19 protein-coding genes are annotated in these 25,412 nt (G+C 71.2%); 13 read left to right on the plus strand and 6 right to left on the minus strand.

The window, feature by feature from the left end; translation table 11 throughout:
* Positions 1-281 precede the first annotated feature (281 nt).
* On the plus strand, positions 282-3,611 hold the full coding sequence (locus ACIBK4_RS28405) for a lectin (protein WP_398998895.1): 3,330 nt from the start codon (positions 282-284) through the stop codon (positions 3,609-3,611).
* A 37-nt stretch (positions 3,612-3,648) separates the two neighbouring features.
* Here ACIBK4_RS28405 and ACIBK4_RS28410 read toward each other — a convergent pair whose 3' ends face one another.
* The 3 genes from ACIBK4_RS28410 to ACIBK4_RS28420 all read right to left on the minus strand — a co-directional run bounded on the left by ACIBK4_RS28410 (position 3,649) and on the right by ACIBK4_RS28420 (position 6,427).
* On the minus strand, positions 3,649-4,197 hold the full coding sequence (locus ACIBK4_RS28410) for a hypothetical protein (protein WP_398998897.1): 549 nt from the start codon (positions 4,195-4,197) through the stop codon (positions 3,649-3,651).
* Positions 4,194-5,633, minus strand: coding sequence for a sensor histidine kinase (locus ACIBK4_RS28415; RefSeq protein WP_398999225.1), 1,440 nt, complete (start codon positions 5,631-5,633; stop codon positions 4,194-4,196). Before ACIBK4_RS28415 ends, ACIBK4_RS28410 begins: the two co-directional genes overlap by 4 nt.
* Positions 5,634-5,731: 98 nt before the next feature.
* Complete coding sequence (locus ACIBK4_RS28420; protein ID WP_398998899.1) at positions 5,732-6,427, minus strand: response regulator; 696 nt, start codon at positions 6,425-6,427, stop codon at positions 5,732-5,734.
* Between the two features lie 232 nt (positions 6,428-6,659).
* Between ACIBK4_RS28420 and ACIBK4_RS28425 the strand changes: the two genes are divergently transcribed.
* Positions 6,660-8,963, plus strand: coding sequence for a hypothetical protein (locus tag ACIBK4_RS28425; protein ID WP_398998901.1), 2,304 nt, complete (start codon positions 6,660-6,662; stop codon positions 8,961-8,963).
* A complete protein-coding gene (locus ACIBK4_RS28430; RefSeq protein WP_398998903.1) occupies positions 8,960-10,288 on the plus strand; it encodes a S8 family serine peptidase in 1,329 nt (442 codons plus the stop codon). Before ACIBK4_RS28425 ends, ACIBK4_RS28430 begins: the two co-directional genes overlap by 4 nt.
* A 52-nt stretch (positions 10,289-10,340) precedes the next feature.
* Here ACIBK4_RS28430 and ACIBK4_RS28435 read toward each other — a convergent pair whose 3' ends face one another.
* Positions 10,341-10,613: a Smr/MutS family protein gene (locus ACIBK4_RS28435; RefSeq protein ID WP_398998905.1), complete on the minus strand. Its 273-nt coding sequence runs from the start codon at positions 10,611-10,613 to the stop codon at positions 10,341-10,343.
* A 156-nt stretch (positions 10,614-10,769) separates the two neighbouring features.
* Here ACIBK4_RS28435 and ACIBK4_RS28440 point away from each other — a divergent pair, with 156 nt between their 5' ends.
* The 6 genes from ACIBK4_RS28440 to ACIBK4_RS28465 all read left to right on the plus strand — a co-directional run bounded on the left by ACIBK4_RS28440 (position 10,770) and on the right by ACIBK4_RS28465 (position 17,645).
* Positions 10,770-11,693 (plus strand): SGNH/GDSL hydrolase family protein, encoded by a 924-nt coding sequence (locus ACIBK4_RS28440; RefSeq protein ID WP_398998907.1) that lies wholly within the window; start codon positions 10,770-10,772, stop codon positions 11,691-11,693.
* A gap of 140 nt (positions 11,694-11,833) precedes the next feature.
* A complete protein-coding gene (locus ACIBK4_RS28445; protein WP_398998909.1) occupies positions 11,834-14,197 on the plus strand; it encodes a penicillin acylase family protein in 2,364 nt (787 codons plus the stop codon).
* Between the two features lie 230 nt (positions 14,198-14,427).
* Positions 14,428-15,315 (plus strand): glycoside hydrolase family 19 protein, encoded by an 888-nt coding sequence (locus ACIBK4_RS28450; protein ID WP_398998911.1) that lies wholly within the window; start codon positions 14,428-14,430, stop codon positions 15,313-15,315.
* A 239-nt stretch (positions 15,316-15,554) separates the two neighbouring features.
* Positions 15,555-16,262 (plus strand): DUF4232 domain-containing protein, encoded by a 708-nt coding sequence (locus ACIBK4_RS28455; RefSeq protein ID WP_398998913.1) that lies wholly within the window; start codon positions 15,555-15,557, stop codon positions 16,260-16,262.
* Between the two features lie 45 nt (positions 16,263-16,307).
* Entirely contained in the window at positions 16,308-16,697 is a 390-nt protein-coding gene (locus ACIBK4_RS28460) for a hypothetical protein (protein ID WP_398998915.1), read from the plus strand.
* A 45-nt stretch (positions 16,698-16,742) separates the two neighbouring features.
* Positions 16,743-17,645 (plus strand): trypsin-like serine peptidase, encoded by a 903-nt coding sequence (locus tag ACIBK4_RS28465; protein ID WP_398998917.1) that lies wholly within the window; start codon positions 16,743-16,745, stop codon positions 17,643-17,645.
* A 271-nt stretch (positions 17,646-17,916) separates the two neighbouring features.
* On the opposite strand, the gene ACIBK4_RS28470 is transcribed toward ACIBK4_RS28465, so the two are convergent.
* Both ACIBK4_RS28470 and ACIBK4_RS28475 read right to left on the minus strand, forming a co-directional pair.
* On the minus strand, positions 17,917-20,238 hold the full coding sequence (locus tag ACIBK4_RS28470; protein WP_398998919.1) for a LuxR C-terminal-related transcriptional regulator: 2,322 nt from the start codon (positions 20,236-20,238) through the stop codon (positions 17,917-17,919).
* A gap of 142 nt (positions 20,239-20,380) precedes the next feature.
* Entirely contained in the window at positions 20,381-21,535 is a 1,155-nt protein-coding gene (locus ACIBK4_RS28475; RefSeq protein ID WP_398998921.1) for a Gfo/Idh/MocA family protein, read from the minus strand.
* 179 nt (positions 21,536-21,714) lie between these two features.
* On the opposite strand from ACIBK4_RS28475, the gene ACIBK4_RS28480 reads away from it, so the two are divergent.
* From ACIBK4_RS28480 to ACIBK4_RS28495, 4 genes are all read left to right on the plus strand, one after another.
* Positions 21,715-22,683: an RNA polymerase sigma factor gene (locus ACIBK4_RS28480; RefSeq protein ID WP_398998923.1), complete on the plus strand. Its 969-nt coding sequence runs from the start codon at positions 21,715-21,717 to the stop codon at positions 22,681-22,683.
* An 85-nt stretch (positions 22,684-22,768) separates the two neighbouring features.
* Complete coding sequence (locus ACIBK4_RS28485; RefSeq protein ID WP_398998926.1) at positions 22,769-23,692, plus strand: alpha/beta fold hydrolase; 924 nt, start codon at positions 22,769-22,771, stop codon at positions 23,690-23,692.
* Between the two features lie 82 nt (positions 23,693-23,774).
* The gene (locus ACIBK4_RS28490; protein WP_398998928.1) at positions 23,775-24,458 is read left to right on the plus strand and encodes an alpha/beta hydrolase; all 684 of its coding nucleotides are present in this window, start codon (positions 23,775-23,777) and stop codon (positions 24,456-24,458) included.
* A 101-nt stretch (positions 24,459-24,559) separates the two neighbouring features.
* Complete coding sequence (locus tag ACIBK4_RS28495) at positions 24,560-25,411, plus strand: GNAT family N-acetyltransferase (RefSeq protein ID WP_398998930.1); 852 nt, start codon at positions 24,560-24,562, stop codon at positions 25,409-25,411.
* Position 25,412: the final 1 nt, after the last annotated feature.

The following is a 25,412-nucleotide window of genomic DNA, read 5'->3' on the forward strand; positions in this document are numbered from 1 at the left end:
GCTCGGGCCGTCGGCGTCACGCGTACCCCGCGCACCCGTGGCCCCCGGCCCCGTCCGTTCGAGAACTCCGCCCCCAGAAACCCCCGCTCGCCTCGTTGACACACCATCAGCGCACGCGTTTCACTCGACCCTCGTGCATTGGCAACGTTGTCAGGCCGTGGGAGCGACCAGGGACTGTTGCCTGTCGCCGGCGTTCCGGTGTCCTCCGGTACGCCGCCACCTGATCTGCGAAGCACGAACCGCTGCGGAGGCGACCGATGGTGAGACCCCGACGTTCAGCCGTGCCACGTGACCGCACCAGATTCCGTCAACGCCTCGCCGTGGTCTGCGTGTTGGGCCTGACCGCCCTTCCGCTCACGGCGATCGGCAGCGCCGCCCAGGCCGCGAACACCGCGACACCGGCGCTCGTGACGGACCCCGCGTCCCTCGTCAACCCGCTCATCGGCACCTCCGGAGCGGTGGACACCTTCCCCGGCCCCGACATGCCGGCCGGCATGGTGCAGTGGGGGCCCGACACCACGCCCAACCGCCCCGACGGCGGCGGCTACGAGTACCAGGACAGCAAGCTCTCCGGCTTCAGCCTCACCCACATCTCGGGACCCGGTTGTCCCGTCGCGGGCGACCTGCCGATCCTGCCGGTGACCGGCGCGCTGTCGGGCGACCTCGGGAGTACGTCCGTCGGGTTCGGGCACGCCAACGAGCAGGCCGGTATCGGGAGTTACCAGGTCACCGACGCGAACGGCGTCAAGACCGAGCTGACCGACACCACCCGCGCCGGGCTCGGCACCTTCACCTTCCCGACGGGTCAACAGGCCAACCTGCTCTTCAAGTTGAGCGGCGGCGCGACCCAGGTGGACGGGACCCGCGTCCAGGTGATCAGCGACAAGGAGATCAGCGGGGCGGTCGACAGCGGGCACTTCTGCGGCGCGAGCAACCGGTACACGCTGCACTTCGACATCAAGTTCGACCAGCCGTTCACCGCGAGCGGCACCTGGGTCGGCAGCACGATCACTCCCGACGCGACGTCGCTGAAGGCCGGCAAGGCCCAACTCGCCCCGCAGGCAACCAAGTCCGCGCCGCTGAAGGAGAAGCACTTCACTGTCCCGGCCAAGCCCGCCCCCACGATCCACGGGACCGGTGCGAAAGCCAAGGCCGCCCAGCCGCCCACCACCGGCGCCAACGGCATGTACCTCACCTTCGACACCACCGCGAACCCCACGGTGAGCGCGAAGGTCGGCGTCTCGTACACGAGCGACACGGCCGCGGCGAACAACCTCGCCACCGAGATCAAGAACTGGAACATCGGCGCCGTGGAACGGGCCAACCACGACGCCTGGAACACCGTGCTGAACAAGATCCAGGTGGGCGGTGGATCCGCCGACCAGCAGACGCAGTTCTACACCGCGCTCTACCACGCGCTGCTGCACCCCAACGTCTTCTCGGACGACGACGGCCAGTACATGGGCATGGACAACCAGGTCCACAAACTGGCGAAGGGTCAGAAGGCCCAGTACGCCAACTACTCGGGCTGGGACACCTATCGCTCCCAGACCCAGCTGATGGCGATGGCCGAACCCGCGGTCGCCTCCGACGTCGTCACCTCGATGCTCAACGGCTACGACCAGACAGGCCTGTTGCCCAAGTGGGCCTCGAACAACGGCGAGAGCTACGTCATGGTCGGCGACCCGGCCGCCGGCATCATCGCCGACGCGTACGCCTTCGGCGCGACCGGCTTCGACACCGCCAAGGCCCTCGAGGCTCTGCAACACGAGGCCACCGTCCCGAACAACGACCGCCCCGGCGAGTCGGTCCGGGACGCGAAGGGCTACCTCCCGCTCGACGAGAACGACTACAACTGCTGCAACTTCTACGGCCCGGTCTCCACGCAACTGGAGTACGACTCCGCCGACTACGCCATCGCCTCCTTCGCCAAGTTGCTTGGCAAGACGGCCGTTTACGAGAAGTTCGCCACCCGCGCCCAGGACTGGATGAACGTCTTCAACCCGCAGACCGGTTACATGCAGGCCAAGAACAAGGACGGCCAGTTCGCGGGCGGTTTCACCCCCGGCACCTCCAGCGGGTTCGTGGAGGGCACCTCCGCCCAGTACACGCCGATGGTCCCGTTCAACCTGCGACAGCTCATCCAGGCGCGCGGCGGTGACGCGGCGTACTCGTCCTACCTGGACAGCCTGTTGGACGACATCACGAACCCCGGCAACACCGACGCCGACCTGAGCAACGAGCCCAGTGTCGAGATCCCTTGGGAGTACGACTACACCGGTCAGCCCTGGAAGACGCAGGCGGCTGTGCGCCAGGCGCAGCAGAAGCTGTACTTCAACGCCCCGGTCGGCTCGTTCGGCAACGACGACCTCGGCGCGATGAGTTCCTGGTACGTCTGGTCCGAACTCGGCATGTACCCGGAGACCCCGGGCACGGACACGCTCGCGCTCGGCAGCCCGGCGTTCCCGGAGGCCAAGGTGACCTTCGGCAACGGAAAGACGGTGCGGATCAACGCGCCGCAGGCCGCGCCCGACGCGCCCTACGTGCAGTCGCTCGCCGTCAAGGGGCAGGCGTGGAACGCCTCTTGGCTGTCGTACCAGAAGTTCCAGGGCGCGAGCACCCTCGACTTCACGCTCGGCACGCAGCCCAACACGGCCTGGGCGTCCGGCCCTTCGGCCGCTCCGCCGTCGGACACCACGGGCGGCGGCCGGGTGCTGGCCGCGACCGGTCCCGCCAACGGCCTTGTGCTGCAGCCGGGTTCGGCCGGTGACGGCACGCTCGACCTGACCAACCTCGGCAGCGCGGCCGTCACCGTCGACTGGAAGGCGACGGCTCCCTCCGGGGTCACCCTGGACACGGCGTCCGGCTCGCTCACGGTGCCCGCTTCGGGGAGCGCCGAGGCGAAGGTCAAGGTGACGGCGGGCGCGGACGAAGGGCTGTTCCCGGTCACCTTCGTGCTCACCGACCACAGCACCGGTGCGGCACTGCCCGGGGCGACCCTCCGGGTGGCGGTGGCCAAGGCCGGTGCGCTCTGGCCGTACAACACGAACGAGGGGATCTATCCCGACGGCGCCACCTTCTCCGGCGGTTTCGACGGCGGGGGTTGGGCCTTCTCGCAGAACGCGCTCGCGGCGGCGGGTGTCACGAGCGGTTCGCCGCTCACGGTCGACGGGATCAACTACACCTGGCCGACGGTGACGTCGGGTCAGCTGGACAACCTGGAGATGGCCGGCCAGACCATCTCGATGCCGGCCGGAACGTCGGGTGCGTCGCTGGGACTGCTGGGCACGGCGACCAACGCGCCGACCGACGGCAGTGGGGTCTCCGGTGCGGTGACCGTCACCTACACCGACGGCACCACCTCGCAGGGGACGGTCGCCTTCCCGGACTGGACCCTCAACGGCGGTGCGAGCAAGCCGCTTCCGGGTGACACGACGGCCGCCGCGACGGCCTACCGGAACACCGGGAGCGGAGGCCGGGACACCGTGAAGACCTATGTCTTCGCCGCGAAGGTCTCGTTGGACCCGTCCAAACAGGTCGCGTCGATCACCCTGCCGGTGACGGGCTCGACCGGCACCGGCCACCTCTTCTCCTACGGCTTCGGTCAGTAGGCGGAACCGAGGGAACGCAAAGGGCCGCTTCGCGGGTTCACGCCCGGGAAGCGGCCCCCTGCGTGGCTTGGACGGAGCAGTCGTGGCTGGTGCCCTGCGCGCGCCAGCCGTTGAGTCCGGTCACGATCACGGTCACTCCGGTCCGCACGGTGTCGGGGGCGTCCGCGAGGCGGGCCTCGGCGACCGTGCAGATCAGCTGCCGGGCGGCGATCGGCACCAACGGGTCGGTGTGCGGGGAGAGTTGAACCGACACCCGGGCACCGTCCGCGGTGATCGCCGGGGTGGACATGCGGGTGAACGCGGTCGTCAGGCCACGCTGCCGGTCCAGCGCATCCGGTCCGCCGATGAGCAGTTCCACGGCCCTGACCACGTGGATCGGTTCGGTCACCTCCCGGTACACGGGGACGAGTTGGTCGTCGGCGATGAAGTAGAGCACCGCGGTGGGCCGGACGCCCGTGGCCGGGTCACCGGCCTGGACGACACCGGTCGCGGGGATGCCGCAGCCGGACAGCAACAGTGCCGCGCCGACCAGCATCCCCGACCTCGCGCCCGACCGCGTGCCCCTCCTGCTCCTGACCGACCTCATGACCAGGCCTCCAAATCCGGCTGTGACAGCGGGAGTTCCACGGTGATGAGGGCGCCGCCGACCGGATGGTTGGCCGCGCGGATCGTGCCGCCGTGGAGGTGCACGTTCTCGGCGGTGATGGCGAGGCCCAGGCCGCTGCCCTCCGTCCGGGTGCGGGCGGTGTCGGACTTGTAGAAGCGGTCGAAAATGTGAGGCAGGACGCTCTCGGGGATTCCGGGCCCGCTGTCCAGCACCTCGATCACCGCCCACCCTCGCGCACCGCCCGGTACGGGCCGTTGGTGTCCGTACAGCGAGAGCCGGACCGGCGGCGCCCCGTGCCGCAGCGCGTTCCCGACCAGGTTGGCGACGATCACGTCGAGGCGGCGCGGGTCGACGCGTCCTCGTAGGGCCCCGGGTGGTGGCAGTTGTGTGGTCACGGTGTCCTGCCAGGCCCGGGACGAGAGGGTGCGCCGGACCGACTCCGCGAGGTCGATCTCGTCCAGGTGCAGGGCGGCGGCGCCCGCGTCGAAGCGGGAGATCTCCATCAAGTCCTCCACCAGCCGGGCCAGATGGGCGGTCTCCTCGCTGATCAGCCGGACCGCGTGGGCGGTGTCCGGGTCGAGCCCCGCGGCGTCCTCGTCGAGGATGTCGGTGACCACGGACATGGCCGCCAGCGGGGTGCGCAGTTCGTGGGAGACGTCCGCGGCGAAGCGCCGGGCCTTGGCCTCCATGCGGCGCAGTTCGGCGATGGAACCCTCCAGAGCGGCGGCGGTCTCGTTGAACGTGTGGGACAGATCGGCGAGTTCGTCCGAACCGTGCACGGCGAGACGGGTGTCGAACCGGCCCTCGGCGATGCGCCGGGTGGCGTGCCGCAGCTTCCGTACCGGACGCAGCACGCCCCGGGCGGCCAGCAGCGCGAGCAGCACGGCCAGGAGCACGGCGGGCACGGTGGCGCGTTCCACGGCGGCGACCAGGGCCTGGACGTAGGACTCCTCGTCGGTCTGAGGGACCGTCAGGAAGACCGTGAGTCCGGAGGCCCTGCGTTCCCCGTTCGGGGAGGCGAGCATGACGGGCATGCCGACGACCAGGGAGGAGTGGCCGGCGTGTGTCACCCGCTGGAAGACGGTCGGCGTCTCGGTGGTCGCCGTCGTGCGCAGCGCGGGCGTCAGTTCGGCGAACGGGTCGTGCGGTACCGAGGTGGCGCTCAGGCCGTGGTAGGTGACCAACACCCGCCATTTCCTCGACGGATCGGCCTGGGCGACCCGGGTCGCGAACGACGTCAGGTCCTCGGAGTCGGGCGGGACGGTCAGGCCGGGCGCGAGGGTGCCGGCCCGGTCGCGCAGCAGGCGGATGACGGAGTCCTGGCTCTGCTGGAGGATGCCGGTGCGCGCCTCCCGGAACGTCAGCGCCCCGGTGGACAGCGTGGCGACGACGGCCACCAGACCGAACGCCACCATCAGCCGCACGCGCAGCCCGCGCAGCACCGGGAAGCGGAGCAGCCGTCGGCGGGGCGGGGACGGTGGTGTCGTCACCGGCGGCCGCTGCTTCGGCGCCGTCACCGGGAACTGCTGAACCGGTAGCCGAAGCCCCGGACGGTCTGGATGTAGCGCGGCTGCCGCGAGGGCTCGCCCAACTTCGTCCGCAGCCGCTTGACGCAGGCGTCCACCAGCCGGGCGTCGCCGTGGTAGTTGTGCTCCCACACGGCCTCCAGGAGTTGCTGCCGGCTGAACACCTGGCCGGGGGAGGCGGACAGCGTCAGCAGCAGCCGTAGCTCCGACGGGGCCAGCGCGACGGCGGCACCCCCGCAGGTGACGGTGAGGGCCGCGCGGTCGATGCGGAGCTCGCCGTACGTCTCGGGCGCGGCGACGGTGCCGTCGGGGAACGGTCCCTGCTCGACGCGGCGCAGTACGGCCCGGATCCGGGCCTCCAGGACCCGGGCCCGGACGGGTTTGACCACATAGTCGTCCGCCCCGGTCTCCAGTCCGACCACGACATCGATGTCGTCGCCCATGGCGGTCACCATGATGATCGGCACCTGGCTGTCCATGCGGATACGGCGGCACACCTCCAGCCCGCTCATCCCGGGCAGCATCAGATCGAGCACCACGACCTCCGGCCGGAACGACCGGAACCGGTCCAGCCCCTCCTCCCCGGTCCCGGCCGCCGCGACGTCGTGGCCCTGGCGGCGCAGGGCGAGCAGGGCGCCTTCGCGGACGGCGGGATCGTCTTCGATCAGGAGGACACGTGGCATGCGCACAGTATTGACGCCCAACACCCGTTCGCCGCACGGCTGTTACGCGATGATCACATAGTGGGAGCTGTTGCGGTCCGGTCGTCTTCCCGGCCGTTCGCGATCACATGACCCGGCCAGTCTGATCGGCCGTGAGTACATCAACGAGGCCTGGATTCAGCGCAGTTGCCGTCCGGGACGGCGGAGCGGCGGCCTTCGCCCTGCCGGACACCACCCACCCAAGGAGCCATGCGTGAGAACACCCCTGCTCTCCACCAGGTCGTCCGCCGCCGGAGCCCTGGCCCTCGGCATCCTCGTGACCGCCACGGCCACGCTGGGCGCTCCGGCGCTCGCCGCCGAGGGGGTCCCGCCGGGCAAGGTGGCGGTTGCGAAGGCGGCCGTGAAAGCGTCCGACTCCCGGACCGTCACGTTGGTGACGGGTGATCAAGTCACCGTCACCACAAGCGAGTCGGGTCCGCAGACCATCGCCGTACACCCGGCCTCGTCCGCCGCGGGCAACGGTTCCTTCCTGTCGTTCCAGGACGGATCGGGCGACCGCTATGTGATCCCGGCCGTGGCGCAGCCGTACGTCGGCAGGCAGCTCGATCTGTCCCTGTTCGACGTGACCGCGGCGGCCAGGAGCACGGCGACGGACGACCGCGTCCCGGTGACCGTGTCCTACGCCAAGGGCGCCCGACGGACCGCCCCCACCGGGCTGACACTCACCTCGACCGGTGGCTCGTCCGCGCACGGGTACGCCACCGCCGCGTCCGGCCGGAAGCTCGCGCGGCTGCTGAAGCAGCGGATCGCCGCCGACGTACGGGCCGGTCACCGGCCGGGCAGCACCGCGCTGTTCGCGGGAGTGACCTCCGTCGCCGAGCCCGGTCCGACGGCCGCCGCGAGCACGCCGGACGCGAGCGGCTCGGCCGCCAAGTACAAGCTCAACATCCTCCGGATCACCGCCGAGGACCGGTCCGGCGCCGCCGCCACCGGGCAGGTCCTGGTGACCGACACCGACAACGCGGCCATGATGAGCGCGGTCCTCCCGGTGGACGACGGCATCGAGAAGGTGGCCGTCCCGTCCGGTCACTACAGCCTGGCCGCGCCCATGGTCGACTTCGACGCCTCGGGCAATGTCACCGCGCAGTCCCTGGTCACCGTCACCGACCTCGACGTGACCGGCCCGGCGAGCACGGACCTCGACGCCCGCACGGCCACCTCGCAGGTCGCCGCCGGCACACCCCGCCCCGCCACCGCCGACTTCACCGCCGCCACCTGGGCGCGCACCGACGCCACCGGCGGCTCGGTCGGCGCGGCCCCCACCGCCTCGGCGATCTCCACCGACTCCACCCCGGTCTACGTCAACGCCCAACCGGCCGCCACCGTCGGCAAGGTCGCCTACTTCACCCAGTGGTCGGGCCACGGCACCGACACCACCGACCCCTACCGCTACGACCTCGCCGGACAGCTCTCCGACGAGGTGGCCGCCGACCAGCGGATCACCGTCACCGGCAAGCAAGTCGCCACCGTGCGGCAGCGGTTCGTCCGTGACCCGGCGGCCTCTCCCGACGGCCGCCTCACCAGCGGCCAACTCGCCCCCGGACTCCCCGCCGCCATCTCGGCCGGTGTGCCGCAGACCATGCCCGCCCGGGTCACCGACTACCTGAGCACCGACAACGGCGGTGTCTGGATCCAGCAGTCCTTCCCCGGCACGAGCGTCGGCTTCAACTCGGGCTTCCGCACCCTCGTCGCGGGCCACGCCTACACGCAGGACTGGGCGCGCGGCCCGATCGGCCTGGGCCTCGGTCAGTACACGAGCGGTCCGTTCGGCGGCTCGGACTGCTCCGCCTGTATCGCGGACGGCACGCTGCTCGCCTTCCTCACCCTGACCGACACCGAGCCCGACCACAACGGCGGCACCACCGTCTACGACGAGCAACCCCGCGTCTCCGGCGCCCAGTTGTACCGCGACGGCACGCTCATCGACGACGAGCCCGGCAACACCGCCGCCTACGTCGACGGCCAGACCGCGCCCGACGCCCGCTACCGCCTGATCGCCGACCAGGACTTCACCGGTGACACCACCCTCAGTCAATCCTCCACCCTCCACACCGAGTTGACGTTCGGACTGCCCTCGGCGAGCGACACCGGCTCCCTGCTGCCGGACCCGTTCACCTGCGAGGGACAGTCGGCGACCACGCCCTGCGCGGTCCTGCCGATGCTCACCGCGCGCTTCGACCTCGCCGCCGACGACCTGAACACCAGTCACCGCACCGCCCAGACCATGGGGCTGGACATCGGCCATGTGACCGTCGGCGGGGCCGGTTCCCGGGCGGCGATCACCTCCGCCTCGGCACAGGTCTCCTTCGACGGCGGCCAGACCTGGCAGGACGCCGTCCTCACCGGTTCCGACGGCACCTACCGGGCCTCCTGGACCAACCCGGACTCCGCACGCGGCACCAGCCCCGCGCTCCGGGTCACCGCCGAGGACGCCGACGGCAACGCGCTCACCGAGACCGTCACGCACGCGTACACCGTCGCGGCGACCACCTCATGACAACCCCCGCCACCCGCCAACAGGCCCTACAGGACCAGGAGTTCGATCCCCGGATGAGCGCCCGCCCGATACGCACCGCGCCCCTGATACGCACCCTCCGGGCCGCCGTGCCCGCCCTCCTTGTCGCCCTCGCGCTCCCCGCCGCAGGCACCGCCCGCGCCGTCGGCACGGTCACCGGGCAGCCGCACGTCGTACCCGCCTGCGGTGCCGCCCCCGCCGGACAGGCCCGGTGCTTCGCCCTCCTGCGTACGGACGTGCACGGCGGACTGGGCGTACGCGGACCGGCCGCCGCGGCCACGTCCCGGACCGGTGCGACCGCCGCCGACACGGCCCTGCCCGCCGGGTACGGTCCGGACGACCTGCGCGCGGCCTACGGCCTGCCGTCGACCGGCGGCGCGGACCAGACCATCGCCCTCGTCGACGCCTACGACGACCCGACCGCCGAGGCCGACCTCGCCGTGTACCGGGCGACCTACGGACTGCCGGCGTGCACCACGGACAACGGCTGCTTCCGCAAGGTCAACCAGCGTGGCGACACCGCTCCGTTGCCGGCGTCCGGTGCCACCAGCAACTGGGCCACCGAGACCGGGCTCGACCTGGAGATGGCCTCGGCCGCCTGTCCGCAGTGCCGCCTCCTGCTCGTCGAGGCGGACGACCCCGTCCTGTCCGACCTGGCCGCCGCGGTGGACACCTCCGTCGCGCTGGGCGCCACCGAGGTGTCCAACAGCTACGGCGGCACCGAGGCGCACGGCACGGTCGGCTACGCGAAGCACTACAGCCACCCCGGGGTGGCGATGGTCGCCTCCAGCGGCGACTCCGGCTACACCGTCCCGCCCTTCCCGGCCGCGTACTCCAGCGTCGTCGCGGTGGGCGGCACCTCGCTCACCCGTGCCGACACCGACCGGGGCTGGCAGGAGACCGCCTGGGCCGGGGCGGGCAGCGGCTGTTCGGCCTGGGTCGACAAGCCGGCCTGGCAGCAGGACACCGACTGCCCCGGCCGCACCATCGCGGACGTCTCCGTCGTCGCCGACCCCGACACCGGACCCGCCGTCTACATCACCTCCACCCCGCGAGGCAGCGGCGGCTGGACGATCGCGGGCGGCACCAGCGCTTCGGCGCCGTACGTGGCGGGAGTGATCGCGCTCGCCGGCGACCCCGGCACCTTCCCGGACGCGTCCCGCCTCTACGCCGCCCCGGCGGCCGGCCTCAACGACGTGACCGAGGGCGCGAACGGCACCTGCGACGGCGACTATCTCTGCACCGCCGTACCGGGCTACGACGGCCCCACCGGCAACGGCACCCCGAACGGCCTGTCGGCGTTCTGACCGGGACCGGTCCACCGCACGGTGTCCGGCTCCGGCGCGTGGGCAGGGGGAGTCAACGGAGGTGGACCAGGATCCGGCCCGCGTTGGTCGGATCCTGTTCCACCCGGGCGTAGAGCTTCTTGATGTGCTTCTGCGCCAGCACGGCCAGCACCCGCTTCTTCAGCTGGCCGGTCCCCTTGCCCGGGATGATCTGGACGGTGTCGACCCCGGTCGCGGCGGCCTTGAAGAGGGTCTGCCGCAGGGCCGTGTCGATGTCGCGGTCGCTGCGGAAGTAGGGGTGCAGATCCAAGGTGATCAGGGCCATCGCCTCCGAGGCGTTCTCCAACTTTGGTTCTACGAGGCGGTCGTCCCGTAGCGCGAGGACGGAGCCTCGCCCCGACCCTAGGCTCGATCACATCGAGAGAGCGACAGCTCTTCCGCGGCACCGGCCGGCGCCTGTCCCCTTCCCCGAGAACGAAGAGGCGTTGTGTCCCCTTTCGGATTGATCGGATCGAACAGTTCCCCGGGCAGCGAGTCCCGGACGCGCCGCGCCGCCGCCGGAGTCCTGACCGCCTCGGCCGTCGTCGTCACGCTGGCCGCGCCGACCGCGACGGCCCACAGCACGACGGCCACCCCTACTGGCGGGCCCGCCTATGTGGCGCTCGGCGACTCCTACGCCTCCGGTGCCGGACTGGCCGGAGTGAAGGACAAGGAGTGCGACCGTACGACCGGCAGCTACCCCGGTCTCATCTCCAAGTTCGCCTCGATGGTGGGCCTGAACCACACCTTCGACGACGTCACGTGCAGCGGCGCCACCACGAAGAACTACTGGAATTCTCAAGGCAGTAAGGCTCCTCAGGCCGACGCGCTCACTTCCCGCACGAGACTCGTCACCCTGACCCTGGGCGGCAACGACGTCGGCTTCAGCAGCGTGCTCGCCACCTGTGCCCGCGTCGCCGCGACGGACCGCGAGGGCACCCCCTGCAAGCAGTACTTCACGGCGGACGGCAAGGACGTCCTGGCCGACCGCGTCGCCACCATGGAGCAGCGCGTCCACGACGTGCTCGCCGACATCAAGCGCCGCAGTCCGCACGCCAAGGTGATCGTCGTCGGCTACCCCGCGCTCTTCCCCGACAACGGCGTCGGCTGTGCCGAAGTCCCCTTCGCCAAGGGCGACTTCGCCTATCTGCGGGACACCACGAAGCAGGCGAACGCGGCGCTGCGCCGCCAGGTGACGGCCGACGGAGTCAACGCGTCCTACGCGGACACCTACACGCCGACGGTGGGCCACGACATGTGCCAACCGCGCGAGGAGCGGTGGGTCGAGTCGCTGACCCCCGCCGTGAACACCGCGGCCGCTCACCCCAACGCGTCCGGCCAGTTCGCCATGGCCATCGCCACGCTGCGGCAGATCCACAAGCAGTGACAGCGCCTCAGGGCCTACATCTCCAGACTGACAGGCCGCCCGGATATCCGCCGGAGGCTCGATGACGCCTCCTCGGTCCTGCCTGCAAGGTGGCGGCCATGGGAGAACCCGGAGAACTGACAAAGCGTCATAGACGTTCCTTGGTAGGCAGGTTGGCCGCCGTCGCGGCCACTCTCTGCCTGGCCTCGGCCACTGTCGTCGCGCTGCCCGCGTCCTCGTCCGCCGTGACGGGGCAGGGCGGCGAGACGGTGGCCGAGGGCGGGCACACGGTCCGGATCAGCCGGACCGAGTACGGCGTACCGCACATCCTGGCCCAGGACTTCGACGGGCTCGGATACGGGTACGGATACGCCTTCGCGCAGGACAACGTGTGCGAACTCGCCGACCACGTAGTGACGTTGCGGGGGGAGCGGTCCCGGTTCTTCGGGCCCGACGGCGAGTCCGGCCAGGGCGAGCTGGACGGTACCAACCTCGCGAGCGACACGTACTACAGCGGGCAGCGGCGCGCCGGCACCGTCCGCCGACTGCTCGCACAGAAAGCCCCGTTGGGCCCGACGGCGGAACTGCGCCGGATGGTCGAGGGATACGCCGCCGGATACAACCGCTACCTCCGCGACACCGGCGTCGACCACCTCCCGGACCCGACCTGCAAGGGCAAGCCCTGGGTGCGGCCGATCACCGCGCTCGACCTGTGGAACGTCGTCTACGACGTCAACAGGGTGACCTCGACAGTGCCGTTGGTCCCGGACATCGGCGACGCGAAGCCTCCGACAACCTCCGCCGCATCCAGTACCGGCACCGCATCCCGCGTGCCCACCGCGACGCCCACCGTCCCGGGCTTCGGCAGCAACGGCTGGGCCCTCGGCCGCGACGCCACCCGCACCGGCAACGCCATGGTCCTCGCCAACCCGCATCTGCCCTGGGCCGTCGGCTACTTCCGCCTGTACCAAGTGCAGTTGACGATCCCCGGCACCCTGGACGTCTCCGGCGCGGGCCTCTACGGCACCCCGCTGGTCGAGATCGGCCACAACAGCACCCTCGCCTGGACACACACCGCGAGCGACGCCCAGCACGACTCCGTCTACGCGTTGAAGCTCGCGCCCGGCGACCCGACCAGCTACGTGGTCGACGGCAGGACCGTGCCGATGGAACGCCGTACGGTCCCGGTCACCGTGCGAGACGCGAACGGCGGGCTGTCGACCGTCCGGCGGACCCTGTACTCCTCGCGCTTCGGGCCCGTCCTGTCCTCCGGCTGGACCGCGACGACCGCCTACGCCCTCCGTGACGCCAACGCCGACAATCTGCGCTCCATGAACACCTGGCTGGCCATGGCCAAGGCCCACGACCTCGGCCAACTCCGCGCCGCCCAGGACACGTTCCAGGGCATCCCCTGGACCTACACCCTCGCGGCCGACACCAGCGGCAGCACCTACTTCACCGAATCGTCGGCCGTCCCGCACCTCACCGACGACCAACTCAAGCGCTGCACCCTCCCGAACGACGAGGGACCGACCGCCCTGGACGGTTCCACGTCGGCCTGCGCCTGGGGCAGCGACCCCGACGCGCTCGTGCCGGGCGTCTACGGACCGTCCCACCAGCCCAGGTTGAGCCGTACCGACTACGTGGCCAACTCCAACAACGGCCCCCAGTACGTCAATCCGGAGGCGCCCGTCACCGGCCTCCCGGGCGTGTACGACACCGAGCCTCGACTCGATGAGCGGGCCCAGCTCGGACTCGACATGATCGCCCAACGCCGGGACGGCACCGACGGGTTGGGCGCACCGGGCTTCACCGAGAGCACGCTGCGCGCGTCGATGTTCGGCAACCGCGTCCTGTCCGCCGAGACGGGCCGGGACGACGTCGTCGCCCTGTGCCGCGCCCACCCGAGCCTGCCGGCCACGGACGGCAAGCAGGTCGACGTGTCGCAGGCGTGCGCGGCTCTCGCCCGCTGGGACACCCGCGCCGACGCCACCAGCCGGGGCACCGCACTCTGGATCACCTTCGTCGGCCGCCTCTTCGACCAGGGCCCACCCGACACCTGGCGCCGCGTCCCCTACGATCCCGCCCAACCCCTCACCACACCAAGGGGATTCAACGGCGACGACGTACGCGTCCAACACGCCCTGGCCGACGCCGTCCAGGACTTCGCGGCCCGTGACCTCCCGGTCGACGTCGCACTCGGCGCCGTACAGAAGTGGGACGGCATCCCGCTGCCCGGCTGCGACGTGGGCTGTTTCGACGTCGTCGAGGCGAGCCCCGACGCGGGCACCGGCACCCCGACCGCGGGCGCCTTCGGCAGCAGCTTCCTGATGACCGTCGAGCTGACCCCCGACGGCCCCCGCGCCCACACCCTCCTCACCTACGGCGAGTCCGCGAACCCGGCCTCGCCCCACTTCTCGGACCAGACGCGCCTCTTCTCGCGCAAGCAGTGGGTGACCGAGCGGTTCACTCAGGCCCAGATCGCCGGTGACCCGGCGCTGGAGGTGACGACTCTGCGCAGGTGAGACAGGCCGACGCGGCGCGGGCCGGTCGTAACTCGGCCGCCCCGGCGCGGGGTTGACTGGTCTATACCCTTGACTGGTACATACCAATGCGGTTCAGTGAGGGACACCATCCCCCACCACGGCCGCCCCCCCCACGCCGTGACCGGTCCGACCGGCCCGTGCGCACCAAGGCTCCGCTTCGCCCTGCCCTTGGCGGGGTACGGCCGTGCTCCACAGAGGAGTTGAACCCTGTGTCGAGACGCCGCATCGCCGCAGTACTGACCGCACTCGTCCTCGGTAGCCTGACGCCCGTGGTCCTCCCCGCCGCCGGCGCGTCAGCCGCCTCCTGTTCCAGCTACCCGAACTGGGTGGCCGGCCAGTCGTACGTCACCGGCCAGATCGTCCGCTACACCGACGGCAAGGCGTACATCGCCGAGCACGACAACCCGGGCTACGACCCGGTCATCAGCACCTGGTACTGGGAGCCGTACGCCTGCGACGGCTCCGGCACGCCCGTCGGCAACTTCGTCGTCGGCGAAGCCCAGTTCAACCAGATGTTCCCGAGCCGGAACTCCTTCTACACCTACAGCGGTCTCACCGCCGCCCTCAGCGCCTACCCGGGTTTCGCCAACACCGGCAGCGACACCACGAAGAAGCAGGAGGCCGCCGCCTTCCTCGCCAACGTCAGCCATGAGACGGGCGGGTTGGTGTACATCGTCGAGCAGAACACCGCCAACTACCCGACGTACTGCGACTGGAGCCAGTCGTACGGCTGCCCGGCCGGTCAGGCCGCCTACTACGGGCGCGGTCCGCTGCAGATCAGCTGGAACTTCAACTACAAGGCCGCCGGTGACGCGTTGGGCATCGACCTGCTGGGCAACCCCTGGCTGGTGCAGAACGACTCGGCCGTGGCCTGGAAGACCGCGCTCTGGTACTGGAACACCCAGAGCGGTCCCGGTTCCATGACCCCGCACAACGCGATGGTCAACGGCGCCGGCTTCGGCCAGACCATCCGCAGCATCAACGGCTCGATCGAGTGCGACGGCAAGAGCCCCGCACAGGTGCAGAGCCGCGTGGACGCCTACACGCGGTTCACCTCGATCCTCGGGACCGGCACCGGGGCCAACCTCTACTGCTGATCGTGCGGCACGGGCACCGGCCGGATCGCTCCGACGGCCGGTGCCCGTCCCACCCACGCGTTCCAGGGACGGTACGTTCCCGCAGGTCAAACCCTGTGTGAGCGTTCCAGCTTCCCGTTTCCCCCGACTGTTCTGGCGGCTGGGACGGATCGCCGCACAAGCTGCGGTTGTTCGCGGCGAGACCCACCACGAAACCCGGTGGCCCGCCTTCCAGCACCGCACTCAGGGGGAACCCGATCATGTCCAGCACCGTCTTCCGCAGCCGTACGGCACTCCTCACCGCGACCTTCGCCGCGGCCGCCTCACTCGCACTGACCGCCTGTGGAACGAGCCAGGACACGGGGGCCAAGAGCACCCCGAACGTCGCCGCCGACAACGGCGTCTCCTCGACCGCGACGCCCAAGGCGGCCGCCGAGGACATCAAGACCGCGGCCTCCCGTACGGACTCGCCCGCGACCGTCTCGAAGCAGGGCAGCGGCAGCACCACCGCCAAGGGGTCCACCGGGTCCAAGGGGTCGACCTCGACCACCGTGACCTGCACCGGCGCCAACACCAGGGTCACCGCGCAGACCGTGTCGCGTCCGCTGAACCACCTGCTGCTGACGGTCAAGAACACCGGCTCCAAGACCTGCTACCTGTACGGCTATCCGGCCCTGCGGTTCACGGACGCGCAGTCCGTCCCGCCGGTCGACGAGGACACGCAGCCGCAGGCGGTCACCACCCTCAGCCCCGGACAGTCGGGCTATGCGGGCGTCCTCCTCTCCGCCGCCGACGGCAGCGGCACCAACGGCTACACCGCGAAGACGCTCTCGGTGATCTTCCAGAACCGCGCGCTCGACTTCGTCGGCTCGGGCGTCAAGGTCGCGCTGCCCGCCAAGGGCGTGTACATCGACAGCTCGCTGCGCACCACCTACTGGCTGACGAACCCCGTGGACGCCCTCAACTAGGCAGTCCGTGGCGCGAGTTCCCCGCCGCACAGAAAGGACGTAGGTGTGCCCAGTACATCGAACAGCGTGGACCGGCGGCCCGATCCCGGGGCGCCCGCGCACGAGCACTTCGAGGTGGTGTGGCACACCTCGTCCGAGGGCGCGTTCAGGAGAGCGGGCGTGCTGGCCTGGGAGATCATCGGCATCGCGGTCGGCCTGCGGTCCGCCGACGAGGTGCAGCCGAGCGCCATCGAGATCCGCGCGTGCGAGGGCCCGCTCGTCGTCAGGTTCGCCTACGGCGACGACCGCGAACTCGCCCGCCGGCACAGCGCGTCGGTGGAACGCCGGCTCTGGAGCTGCACGGTGGGGGAGTTCCTTGCCTTCCTCCGCGAGACGGCCGCGCCTTCGGCGACGCAACCCGAATCACCGGATTCACCTCTCTTGGACTGCGCGTAGCCGGACCCAATTCACCCGCTTGAACGAGTCGAGGAGACATCCCCCATGTTCGACAGCTCCCCTCCGGCGGACCGGCGCCTGAGCCGTCGCCGTGTCACGGCGCTCGCCGTGGCCGGTACGGCCCTCTCGCTCGCCGTCCCCGTCTCGGCCACGGCCGCCGCCCCCGACCCGGTGTCCTCCTTCTCGTTCACCGCCCAGGAACGCAAGGACGCCCTCGCCTACTGGAGCCCGGCCCGGATCAAGGCCGTAGGAAAGTCGGTGGATCTCGGGCCGACCGGGCCGAAGACCAAGACGTGGGCCGGTCCACAGCTGAAGACCGTGGGGCGGATGTTCATGGTCAACGCCGCGGGGGCCGACACCTGGTGCACGGCCACCGCCGTGACGAGCGCCAACCGGTCCGTGGTGATGACCGCGGGGCACTGCGTCCGGCGGTCCGCCTCACCCGACAACACCAACATGTCGATGGTCTTCGTCCCGGCCTACAGCAAGGGCAAGCAGCCGTACGGGGCCTTCGCGGTGCGTACCGTCCTGACCCCGCGCGCCTTCGCCGAGGAGGGCACGAACGACGTGGCCGCGCTGGTCGTCGACGCCGACAGGAGCGGTCGTAGGCTCACCGATGTCGTGGGCGGGACGCCGGTCGCGTTCAACCGGGCGGTCGGGGGCACCATCTCCTCCTTCGGTTACCCCGCCACCCATCCGCAGCTCGGCGAGGAGGTCCTGCGCTGTGTGGGCACGGCGAAGAAGGAGAACGGCCAGCAGATGATCCCCTGCGACATGACCGGCGGCTCCAGCGGCGGGCCGTGGCTGGCCGACTTCAAGGAGGCCACCGGGCAGGGCACCCTCGTCTCGGTCAACAGCGGGCTTGACGGCTTCACGCCGACCAAGATGTACGGCGAGATCCTCGGTGCCACGGCCAAGACGATGTACCAGCGGGCCGAACGCGGCTGATTCTCCCGGCCCTTTGAGGAGGGCTGCCCCCGCCGACAGGGGCAGCCCTGCGCGCATACCGCCAGGGGAGGTGCGGTGACGGACGCCTTGCCATGACAGCCGTGGGGTTGACCAACACTGCCGGCTCCGACACTTCCCGTTCCCCTGGCGGTAGGACCAGCTTGGGGTGCCGGGCGGGTGCGGGGGGTGTGAACTCCCGGAGATGGGTGGCGAGATGGGTGCACGTAGGCGTCGGCGCGGGGCTGGGAGGGGGTACGTAGGTACCGGATACCTACGCCGATGTGCTGCCCTCGGGCTGGGCCGCGGCCAGGATCTCGGTACGGGACGCGATGCCCAACTTGGCGAGGATGTGCTCGACATGGGCGTCCACGGTGCGTTTGGAGATGACGAGCCGTTCGGCGATCTCGCGGTTGGACAGGCCCTGGGTGACGAGCGCGGCGACCTCGCGTTCGCGGCGGGTGAGGGGATCGGCGGGGCGGTGGTCCGGGGGCGCGGGGCGGGCCGCGGGGATGCCGGGCGGTTCGTCCGTGTCCGTGCGTACGGCGTCCAGGAGCTCGCGGCCCGACATCCGGGCCCCCGCCTCCCGCCACCGCTCGTACTGTTCGTCGCCCAACGCCGTTCGTACCGCCCGCTGTTGGGACTCCTGTTCCTCCAGCAGCCGGGGCAGCATGCCGACCGGGTCGCCGCCCAGCCGTCGCGCGTGCTCCGCGTACCCCATCAGCCAGCAGGCCCTGACGTACCGCTTCTGCCCGGCCGCGTGCCACGCGAGGCCCAGCGACGCGAGCGCGGCGACCAGCACCTCGCCGATCTCGCTCGCCGCCTCCAGCCCCCGGCGCAACGCCGTCGAGCTCTCCTCGGGCCGGCCGACCAGCCACAGGATGACGCCCTGGACGGAGAGCGTGGAACCGTACAACTGGCGTTCGCCCCGGCCCTCCAGATACGCCAGGCCCGTCTCGCACCACTCCAGCGCGCGGTCCGTGAAGCCCAACGCGGCGTAGAGCAGGGCCCCTTCGTAGTGGACGACGCCGATGCCCAGCGCGTCGTCCGCCGCGATCATCCGCCCGCGGAACGCTTCGAGGGCCGCCGACCCCTCCTCCACGGCCCCGCCGAGCAGCGTGAGGGCGCCCAAGTAGCCCTCGCTGAACAGCTCCACGCGGTTCTCGCCGACGCGCCGGGCCACCTCGTGCGCCTGCGGGAACCGGTCCAACGCCGTCTCCAGATCGGCCGTCCAGACTCCGAACACGCCGGTCATGAACAGCCCCCAGGCCCGCACCGCGGAGTCCTGCGGGGCGAGCCCGAGCCCCTTGTCGATCCAGTACCGGCCCTCGGACAGCGTCCCCGCCGCCCGCCAGTACGCCCCGAGCCGTGTCGCCAGCCACAGCGCGTCGCTCGCCCGTCCCTCGGTGGCGCAGCCGTACTCCAGGGCCGCCCGCACGTCGGCGATCTCCGCCCGTACGGCACGGTGCAGTTGGACCTGGCCCCGGCCCATCAGACCGTTCCAGAAGCGGTCGACGAGTTCCTCGTAGTGGGCGAAGTGCCGTTGTCGTACGGCCTCTGCGTCGTCCGTGTCGGCCAGGCGCGCGGTGCCGTACTCGCGGATGGTGTCCAGGAGCCGGTAGCGGCCGCCGTCCTCGCCGATGCGCTGGACGACCGACTTGTCGACCAGCCCGATCAGCGCCTCGACGACCTGCTCCCCGTCGAGTCGGACCGCTCCACCGGGGTCGTCGCCCGCGCACACCCGCTCGGCGGCGGACAGGTCGAAGGAACCGGCGAACACCGACAGCCGCGCCCACAGGAGTTGTTCCGGCGGTGTGCACAGGTCGTAGGACCATTCGATGGCCGCGCGCAGGGTCTGGTGGCGGGTGAGTGCCGTGCGGCGGCCGCCGGTCAGGACCTCGCAGTGGCGGTCCAGGCGGGCGACGAGTTCGGAGAGGGGGACGGCCCGCAGGCGGACGGCGGCGAGTTCCAGCGCGAGGGGGATGCCGTCGAGGCGGTCGACGAGGGCGAGGGTGTGCTCGCGGTCGGCGCCGTCGAGGGCGGGTGAGCCGGTGACGGCGGCGGCGCGCTGCGCGAACAGGTCGACGGCGTCGGCACGGGTCAGCGGGGCGATCGGCAGACAGCGCTCACCGGGGACGTCGAGCGGCTGGCGGCTGGTGGCGAGGACGCTCAGTCCCGGGGCCTCGCGCAGCAGGATGTCGCAGAGCATCGCGCACGCGTCGACCAGGTGCTCGCAGGTATCGAGGACGATCAACATCCGCCGCCCGCGCAGGTGTTCCACGATGGCGTCCAACGGCGTCATGCCGGACTGCTCGGGCAGTTCCAGGACGCCCGCGAGGGTCGGCGGCACCAACTCCGGGTCGTGCAGGGCCGACAGCTCCACCAGCCGCACCCCGTCGGCGAACCGGTCCGCGACCGCCCGGGCCGCCCGCAGCGCCGTACGGCTCTTGCCGACCCCGCCCGGACCGACCAGCGTGACCAGCCGTGACCGCGCCAACTCGCCCTGGAGCACCGCGAGTTCCTCGGTGCGTCCGACGAAGCTGGTCAACTCCACGGGGAGTTGACCGCCCCGCCGCTGTCCGAAGCCGTATCCCATGCCGCCCCCATACCCGTCCGCCAACCGGTCACCACAGCGTAGGCGAGTGACTCCCGAGCGTGAACGGTAGTCGAGTCCGGCGGGTGGGCGCGAGATCGCGCGGGCGCCCGGCGGCGCGCCGATCAGGCGACGCGCGCGCCGTTCACGCCGGGCTCACCCAGCCGCCGGTCTCGACGGAACGCACCATCGCGTCCACAACTGCCGCGCTGCGTACGGCATCCGGGAGCGTGGCGCCGTACGGCGTGCCCTCGGCGACGGAGCGCAGGAAGCGGTACGCCTCGATCACCTTGAGGTCGTCGTAGCCCATCGCGTTCGCCGCGCCCGGCTGGAACGCGCCGAACTCGCCGTCGCCCGGGCCGACATAGACCGTGGTGACGGGCTGGTCCTGGTAGGTCGTGCCGCGGCTGACGGCCAGTTCGTTCATCCGGCGGAAGTCCCAGAACACCGCGCCCTTGGTGCCGTGCACCTCGAAGCCGTAGTTGTTCTGCTCGCCGACCGAGACCCGGCAGGCCTCCAGGACACCCCGGGCGCCGGAGGCGAACCGCAGCAGGCAGTTGACGTAGTCCTCGTTCTCCACCGGGCCCAACTCGCCGCCGGTGGCCAGGGCGTGGCCCGCGGTCGCGCCGGTGGGGCGGGCCCGCTGCGGCAGGAAGATCGCGGTGTCGGCGGCGAGGGACGTGATGTCGCCGAGGAGGTACCGGGCCAGGTCCGCGCCATGCGAGGCGAGGTCGCCCAGGACTCCGTGACCGCCGCGCTCCAGTTCGTAGCGCCAGGTCAGGGCGCCGTCCGGGTGGGCCGCGTAGTCGCTGAAGAGGCGGACGCGGATGTGCGTGACCGTGCCCAGCTCGCCGGAGGCGATCAGGTCGCGGGCGGCCTCCACGGCGGGCGCGTTGCGGTAGTTGAAGCCGACCGCGCCCTGGACACCGGCCTTGGTGACCGCGTCGGACACGGCGGAGGCGTCCGCCGTGGACAGGCCCACCGGCTTCTCGATCCATATGTGCTTGCCGGCCTCGGCCATCGCGACGCCGATCTCGCGGTGCAGGAAGTTCGGCGCGGTGATGCTCACCGCCTGCACGCGCGGGTCGTCGACGACCGCGCGCCAGTCGCGGGTGGTGGAGGCGAAGCCGAACTGCTCGGCGGCCTGCTCGGCCCGCCCGGGCACGTCCTCGGCGACCGTCACGAGCTGCGGCCGTACGGCCAGCTGCGGAAAGTGGTGCGGGACACGGGCGTACGCCTGTGTATGGACCCGCCCCATCCATCCGAAGCCCACGACGGCAACACCGAGAGAGGTCACCATGACTGCCCTTCTTTGGACCGGTCCATAAACTGTCTCCGCCACAGTGGAACCCGTTCGTCCTGATGTCAAGACAAAGGGCGAGGTGGGCCGGGTACGGCACAAGGGTTCGTGCGATGTGACCTCACGGAGCGCGCCCATTACGGTCGTACGGACGACGGTGGCGCCGGAAGAGGGGCAGCATGGGCAGCCGGAACGTGGGTGAGATCACGCGCATCGAGGACGCGGCGCTCACCCTGGCCGCGCAGGCCGGGGACGTCGCCTCCCTGGGGCTGCTGCTGGAACGGCACCGGGCCGGGATGCGGGCCGTCGCCGTGAGTGTGCTGGGGCCGGGGCCCGATGTCGACGACGTGGTGCAGGACGCGGCGCTGACCGCGCTCCGGCGCGTGGGGGATGTGCGGGACCCGGAGGCCGTAGGGGCCTGGTTGCGGATGATCGTGCGGAACGCCGCGCGGTCGTTGCTTCGAGGGGTCGTTGATTTTCGGCCGCTCGACGATCTCCATGTGCCCGTCACCGAATCCGGTCCTGAGCGGTGGCTGGAGCGGCACGCCATGCGGGACTGGATCTGGGAGGCCATCGAGGAGTTGTCGCCCGCGCTGCGGTTGCCGCTCGTGCTGCGGCATTTCAGTGTCGGCGTCACGTCGTACGAGCAGATAGCCGAGGCCTGTGGGGTGCCCGTCGGGACGGTCCGCAGCCGGCTCAGCCAGGGGCGGGCCAAGCTCGCGCTGGCCCTCGCCGCGACGGCCGACGCTCCGCACGGGGACGTGGGACGGCGCACCCGGGCCAGCCGGATCGAGGCGCGCGAGACGCTGCACGCGGCCGAGAGCGGGCACTTCGGGAAGCTGCTCACCGAGCGCTGGTCGCCCGAGGCCGCGCTGGTCCGGGGGAACCAACCGGTGGGCGGCAGAAGCCTGTTGGTGCGCGGGATGGAGTGCGACCTGGAGGCCGGCGTACGGCAGCATCTCGCGCACGCCGTGGCCGGGCGGTCGCTCGTCGTCTGGGAGATGGACATCAGCAATCCCGACGACGACCCCGACCACTGCCCGCCCGCCGTGGCGTGGCTCATGAGTCTGGACGGCGCCGGGCGGGTGCACCGGCTGCGGCTCGTCCATCCCCGGCCGGTGCCCATTCCGCAGGCTCTCCTCGCGTGACCGGCGTCACATCGTTCATTTCGAACTTCGTCGTCCCTCCCGCGTCCTGTCCGTGTCATCGCCGTATGCCGAACAGGGAGATCCCATGAGCACCACCCCCTCGACCGACCCGCTCGCCACCGGGACCCACACCGTCGAGATCGACGGGGTCACGCAGAGCTACCACGTCCACGGCGCCGGACCGGTCTGCGTCGCGCACTCCGGCGGACCGGGCATCTTCTGGGACTACCTGCGCATGCCCGCGCTGGAGGAGCACCTCACCGTCGTCTACCCGGAGCCCATCGGCACCGGCGCCTCCGACCGGCTGCCCTCCCACCCGCACGGCTACACCCGGGCCCGCTACAGCCGCTTCCTCGCGGCGCTGATCGAGCACCTCGGCGTCCCCGAGGTCCACCTCCTCGGACACTCGCACGGCGGTTTCGTCGCCCAGTACCACGCCCTGCACCACCCCGACCGCATCGCCGGCGTGATCCTCTACGACAGCGCCCCGGTGACCGGTCCCGAGCACGGCGCCGAGGCCATGCGCAAGGTGCAGGAGTTCGCCGCCCGGCACGCCGACAACCCGGGGCTCCCCGAGGTCGTGGAGGCGTTCCAGAGCATCCCCACCATCTCCGACGACGACCGGATGACCGCCGTGGCGCGGGGCATCTTCCCCGCGTACTTCGCCGACTTCTGGGGCCGGGAGGACGAGTTCGGGCCCGCGCGCGCCGCGGTGACGGCCACCTACATCTCCGGGCTGGACGAGGACCTCACCCCGGACGTCATCGACGACCGCGCCGACCTCGGCTCGCTCACCGTGCCGGCCCTCGTCCTCGTCGGCCGCCACGACGTCATCTGCGGGGTGCGCTGGGCCGAGGAACTCCACGAGCTCATCCCCGGTTCGGAGTTGGTGATCTTCGAGAACAGCGGGCACTTCGGTCACCTGGAGGAGCCCGAGGCCTTCGCGAAGGCGGTGACGGCGTTCGTCGAGTCCCCCGTCGGCCCCGTCTGTACCTCTGCCGGCAACTAGGTCATTTGGTCGAAGCCCCGGCGGACGGTCCGGCCTAGTTTGGACGTGTCCGCAGGGTTTCCGACACACAAGGAGCATCGGCATGAGTGCCGTGAAGAACATCGTTCTCGTGCATGGCGGGTTCGTCGACGGTTCCGGCTGGCAGTCGGTGCACCGCCTGCTCACCCAGGACGGCTTCAACGTCAGCGTCGTGCAGAACCCGACCCTGTCCCTCGTCGACGACGTCGCCGTCACCCAGCGGGCCCTCGACGCCCTCGACGGCCCCGCCGTCCTCGTCGGCCACTCCTACGGCGGCGCCGTGATCACCGAGGCCGGCCGCCACGACGGTGTCGCCGCGCTCGTCTACATCGCGGCCTTCGCGCCGGACAAGGACGAGTCCGTCGGCACGCTGGTCGCCGATCCCGCGCCCGGCGCGCCCGTGCCGCCGATCCTCCCGCCCGTCGACGGCTTCCTCTTCCTGGACCGGGACAAGTTCGCCGCGTCCTTCGCGGGCGATCTGCCGGCCGAGGACGCCGCGTTCCTCGCCGACGCGCAGGTTCCGTGGGGCCTGGACGCGCTGGGCGGAACGATCACCGAACCGGCCTGGCGGACCAAGCCCAGCTGGTACCTCGTCGCCACCGAGGACCACATGATCCCGCCGCCGGTCCAGCACCAGATGGCCGAGCGCGCCGGCTCGACCGTGGCCGAGGCCGCCGGCAGCCACGCCGTCTATGTCTCCCAGCCCGCGGCGGTGGCGGACCTCATCAAGCAGGCCGCCGGTCACTGACCGCATGTCGACTCCCCGCTTCAGCCCGCCTGTTCACAGGCGGGCTGTCCGCGTCGCTTCCCGAGGGAAGCCGGGACAACCCGAGAGGGAAACAGAAACCCATGACGACCGTCGTCCAGCCGTCCGTCGCCGAGCAGTCCGAGGCGGAGGCCCTCTACCGATTCCAGACGGAGACCCCCGAGAACGTCCGCAGCGCACTGGGCATGACCGCCACCCGGATCGGCGGCGGTGTCGTGCTGTCGATGCGCAATGACAGCACCCGCTTCTGGAGCAAGGCCCTGGGCTTCGGTGTCACCGCCCCCGTCACGGCCCGACTCGTCGAAGAGGTCTGCGACTTCTACCGCGCGGCGGGCACCCCGCAGGCCGCCTTCCAGATCGCGCCCGCCTTCCTCCCCGAGGACTGGCCGGAGATCTGCGCCCGCGAGGGCATCGTCCAGTCCTCGTCCTGGGTCAAGCTCGTCGGCACGACCGAGGAGGCCGTCGCCCGCGCCGACGCCCTCGACACGCAGCCCGACGGCATCAGCGTCACCCCGCTGGAGACCGAACACGCCCTGGAATGGGGCACGGTGATGATGCGCGCCTTCGGCACACCGGTCGAGCACTACGCCGAGATGGGCGCCGCCACCGTGACCCGGCCGGGCTGGTATCCCTACGGGGCCTGGCTGCGGGGGGAGTTGGTCGGCACCGGCACCATGCTCGTCCGCGGCCACACGGCGCAGATGTTCGCCGGCGCCGTACTGCCCCACGCACGGGGTCGCGGCGGGCAGACCGCTCTGCTCGCCGCCCGGGCGCGCACGGCACGGGAGTTGGGCTGCCGTGTCCTCGTCGCCGAGACCGGCGCCGAGCAGCCCGGCACCCACAACAGCTCGCTGCACAACATGCTCCGCCTCGGCTTCCAGGTGGCCTACGAACGCCCCAACTGGACCTGGCAGTCGGAACCCGACGCGAGCTGAC

Source organism: Streptomyces sp. NPDC050528, assembly GCF_044457795.1.
GTDB lineage: Bacteria > Actinomycetota > Actinomycetes > Streptomycetales > Streptomycetaceae > Streptomyces.

What these genes read in the sequence shown, in the direction of transcription:
- ACIBK4_RS28410 (WP_398998897.1), bottom strand. Translation starts at nt 4,197, where the DNA reads ATGAGGTCGGTCAGGAGCAGGAGGGGCACGCGGTCGGGCGCGAGGTCG.
- ACIBK4_RS28415 (WP_398999225.1), bottom strand. Translation starts at nt 5,633, where the DNA reads ATGGTGGCGTTCGGTCTGGTGGCCGTCGTCGCCACGCTGTCCACCGGG.
- ACIBK4_RS28420 (WP_398998899.1), bottom strand. Translation starts at nt 6,427, where the DNA reads ATGCCACGTGTCCTCCTGATCGAAGACGATCCCGCCGTCCGCGAAGGC.
- ACIBK4_RS28430 (WP_398998903.1), top strand. Translation starts at nt 8,960, where the DNA reads ATGACAACCCCCGCCACCCGCCAACAGGCCCTACAGGACCAGGAGTTC.
- ACIBK4_RS28455 (WP_398998913.1), top strand. Translation starts at nt 15,555, where the DNA reads ATGTCCAGCACCGTCTTCCGCAGCCGTACGGCACTCCTCACCGCGACC.
- ACIBK4_RS28465 (WP_398998917.1), top strand. Translation starts at nt 16,743, where the DNA reads ATGTTCGACAGCTCCCCTCCGGCGGACCGGCGCCTGAGCCGTCGCCGT.
- ACIBK4_RS28470 (WP_398998919.1), bottom strand. Translation starts at nt 20,238, where the DNA reads ATGGGATACGGCTTCGGACAGCGGCGGGGCGGTCAACTCCCCGTGGAG.
- ACIBK4_RS28475 (WP_398998921.1), bottom strand. Translation starts at nt 21,535, where the DNA reads ATGGTGACCTCTCTCGGTGTTGCCGTCGTGGGCTTCGGATGGATGGGG.
- ACIBK4_RS28480 (WP_398998923.1), top strand. Translation starts at nt 21,715, where the DNA reads ATGGGCAGCCGGAACGTGGGTGAGATCACGCGCATCGAGGACGCGGCG.
- ACIBK4_RS28485 (WP_398998926.1), top strand. Translation starts at nt 22,769, where the DNA reads ATGAGCACCACCCCCTCGACCGACCCGCTCGCCACCGGGACCCACACC.
- ACIBK4_RS28490 (WP_398998928.1), top strand. Translation starts at nt 23,775, where the DNA reads ATGAGTGCCGTGAAGAACATCGTTCTCGTGCATGGCGGGTTCGTCGAC.
- ACIBK4_RS28495 (WP_398998930.1), top strand. Translation starts at nt 24,560, where the DNA reads ATGACGACCGTCGTCCAGCCGTCCGTCGCCGAGCAGTCCGAGGCGGAG.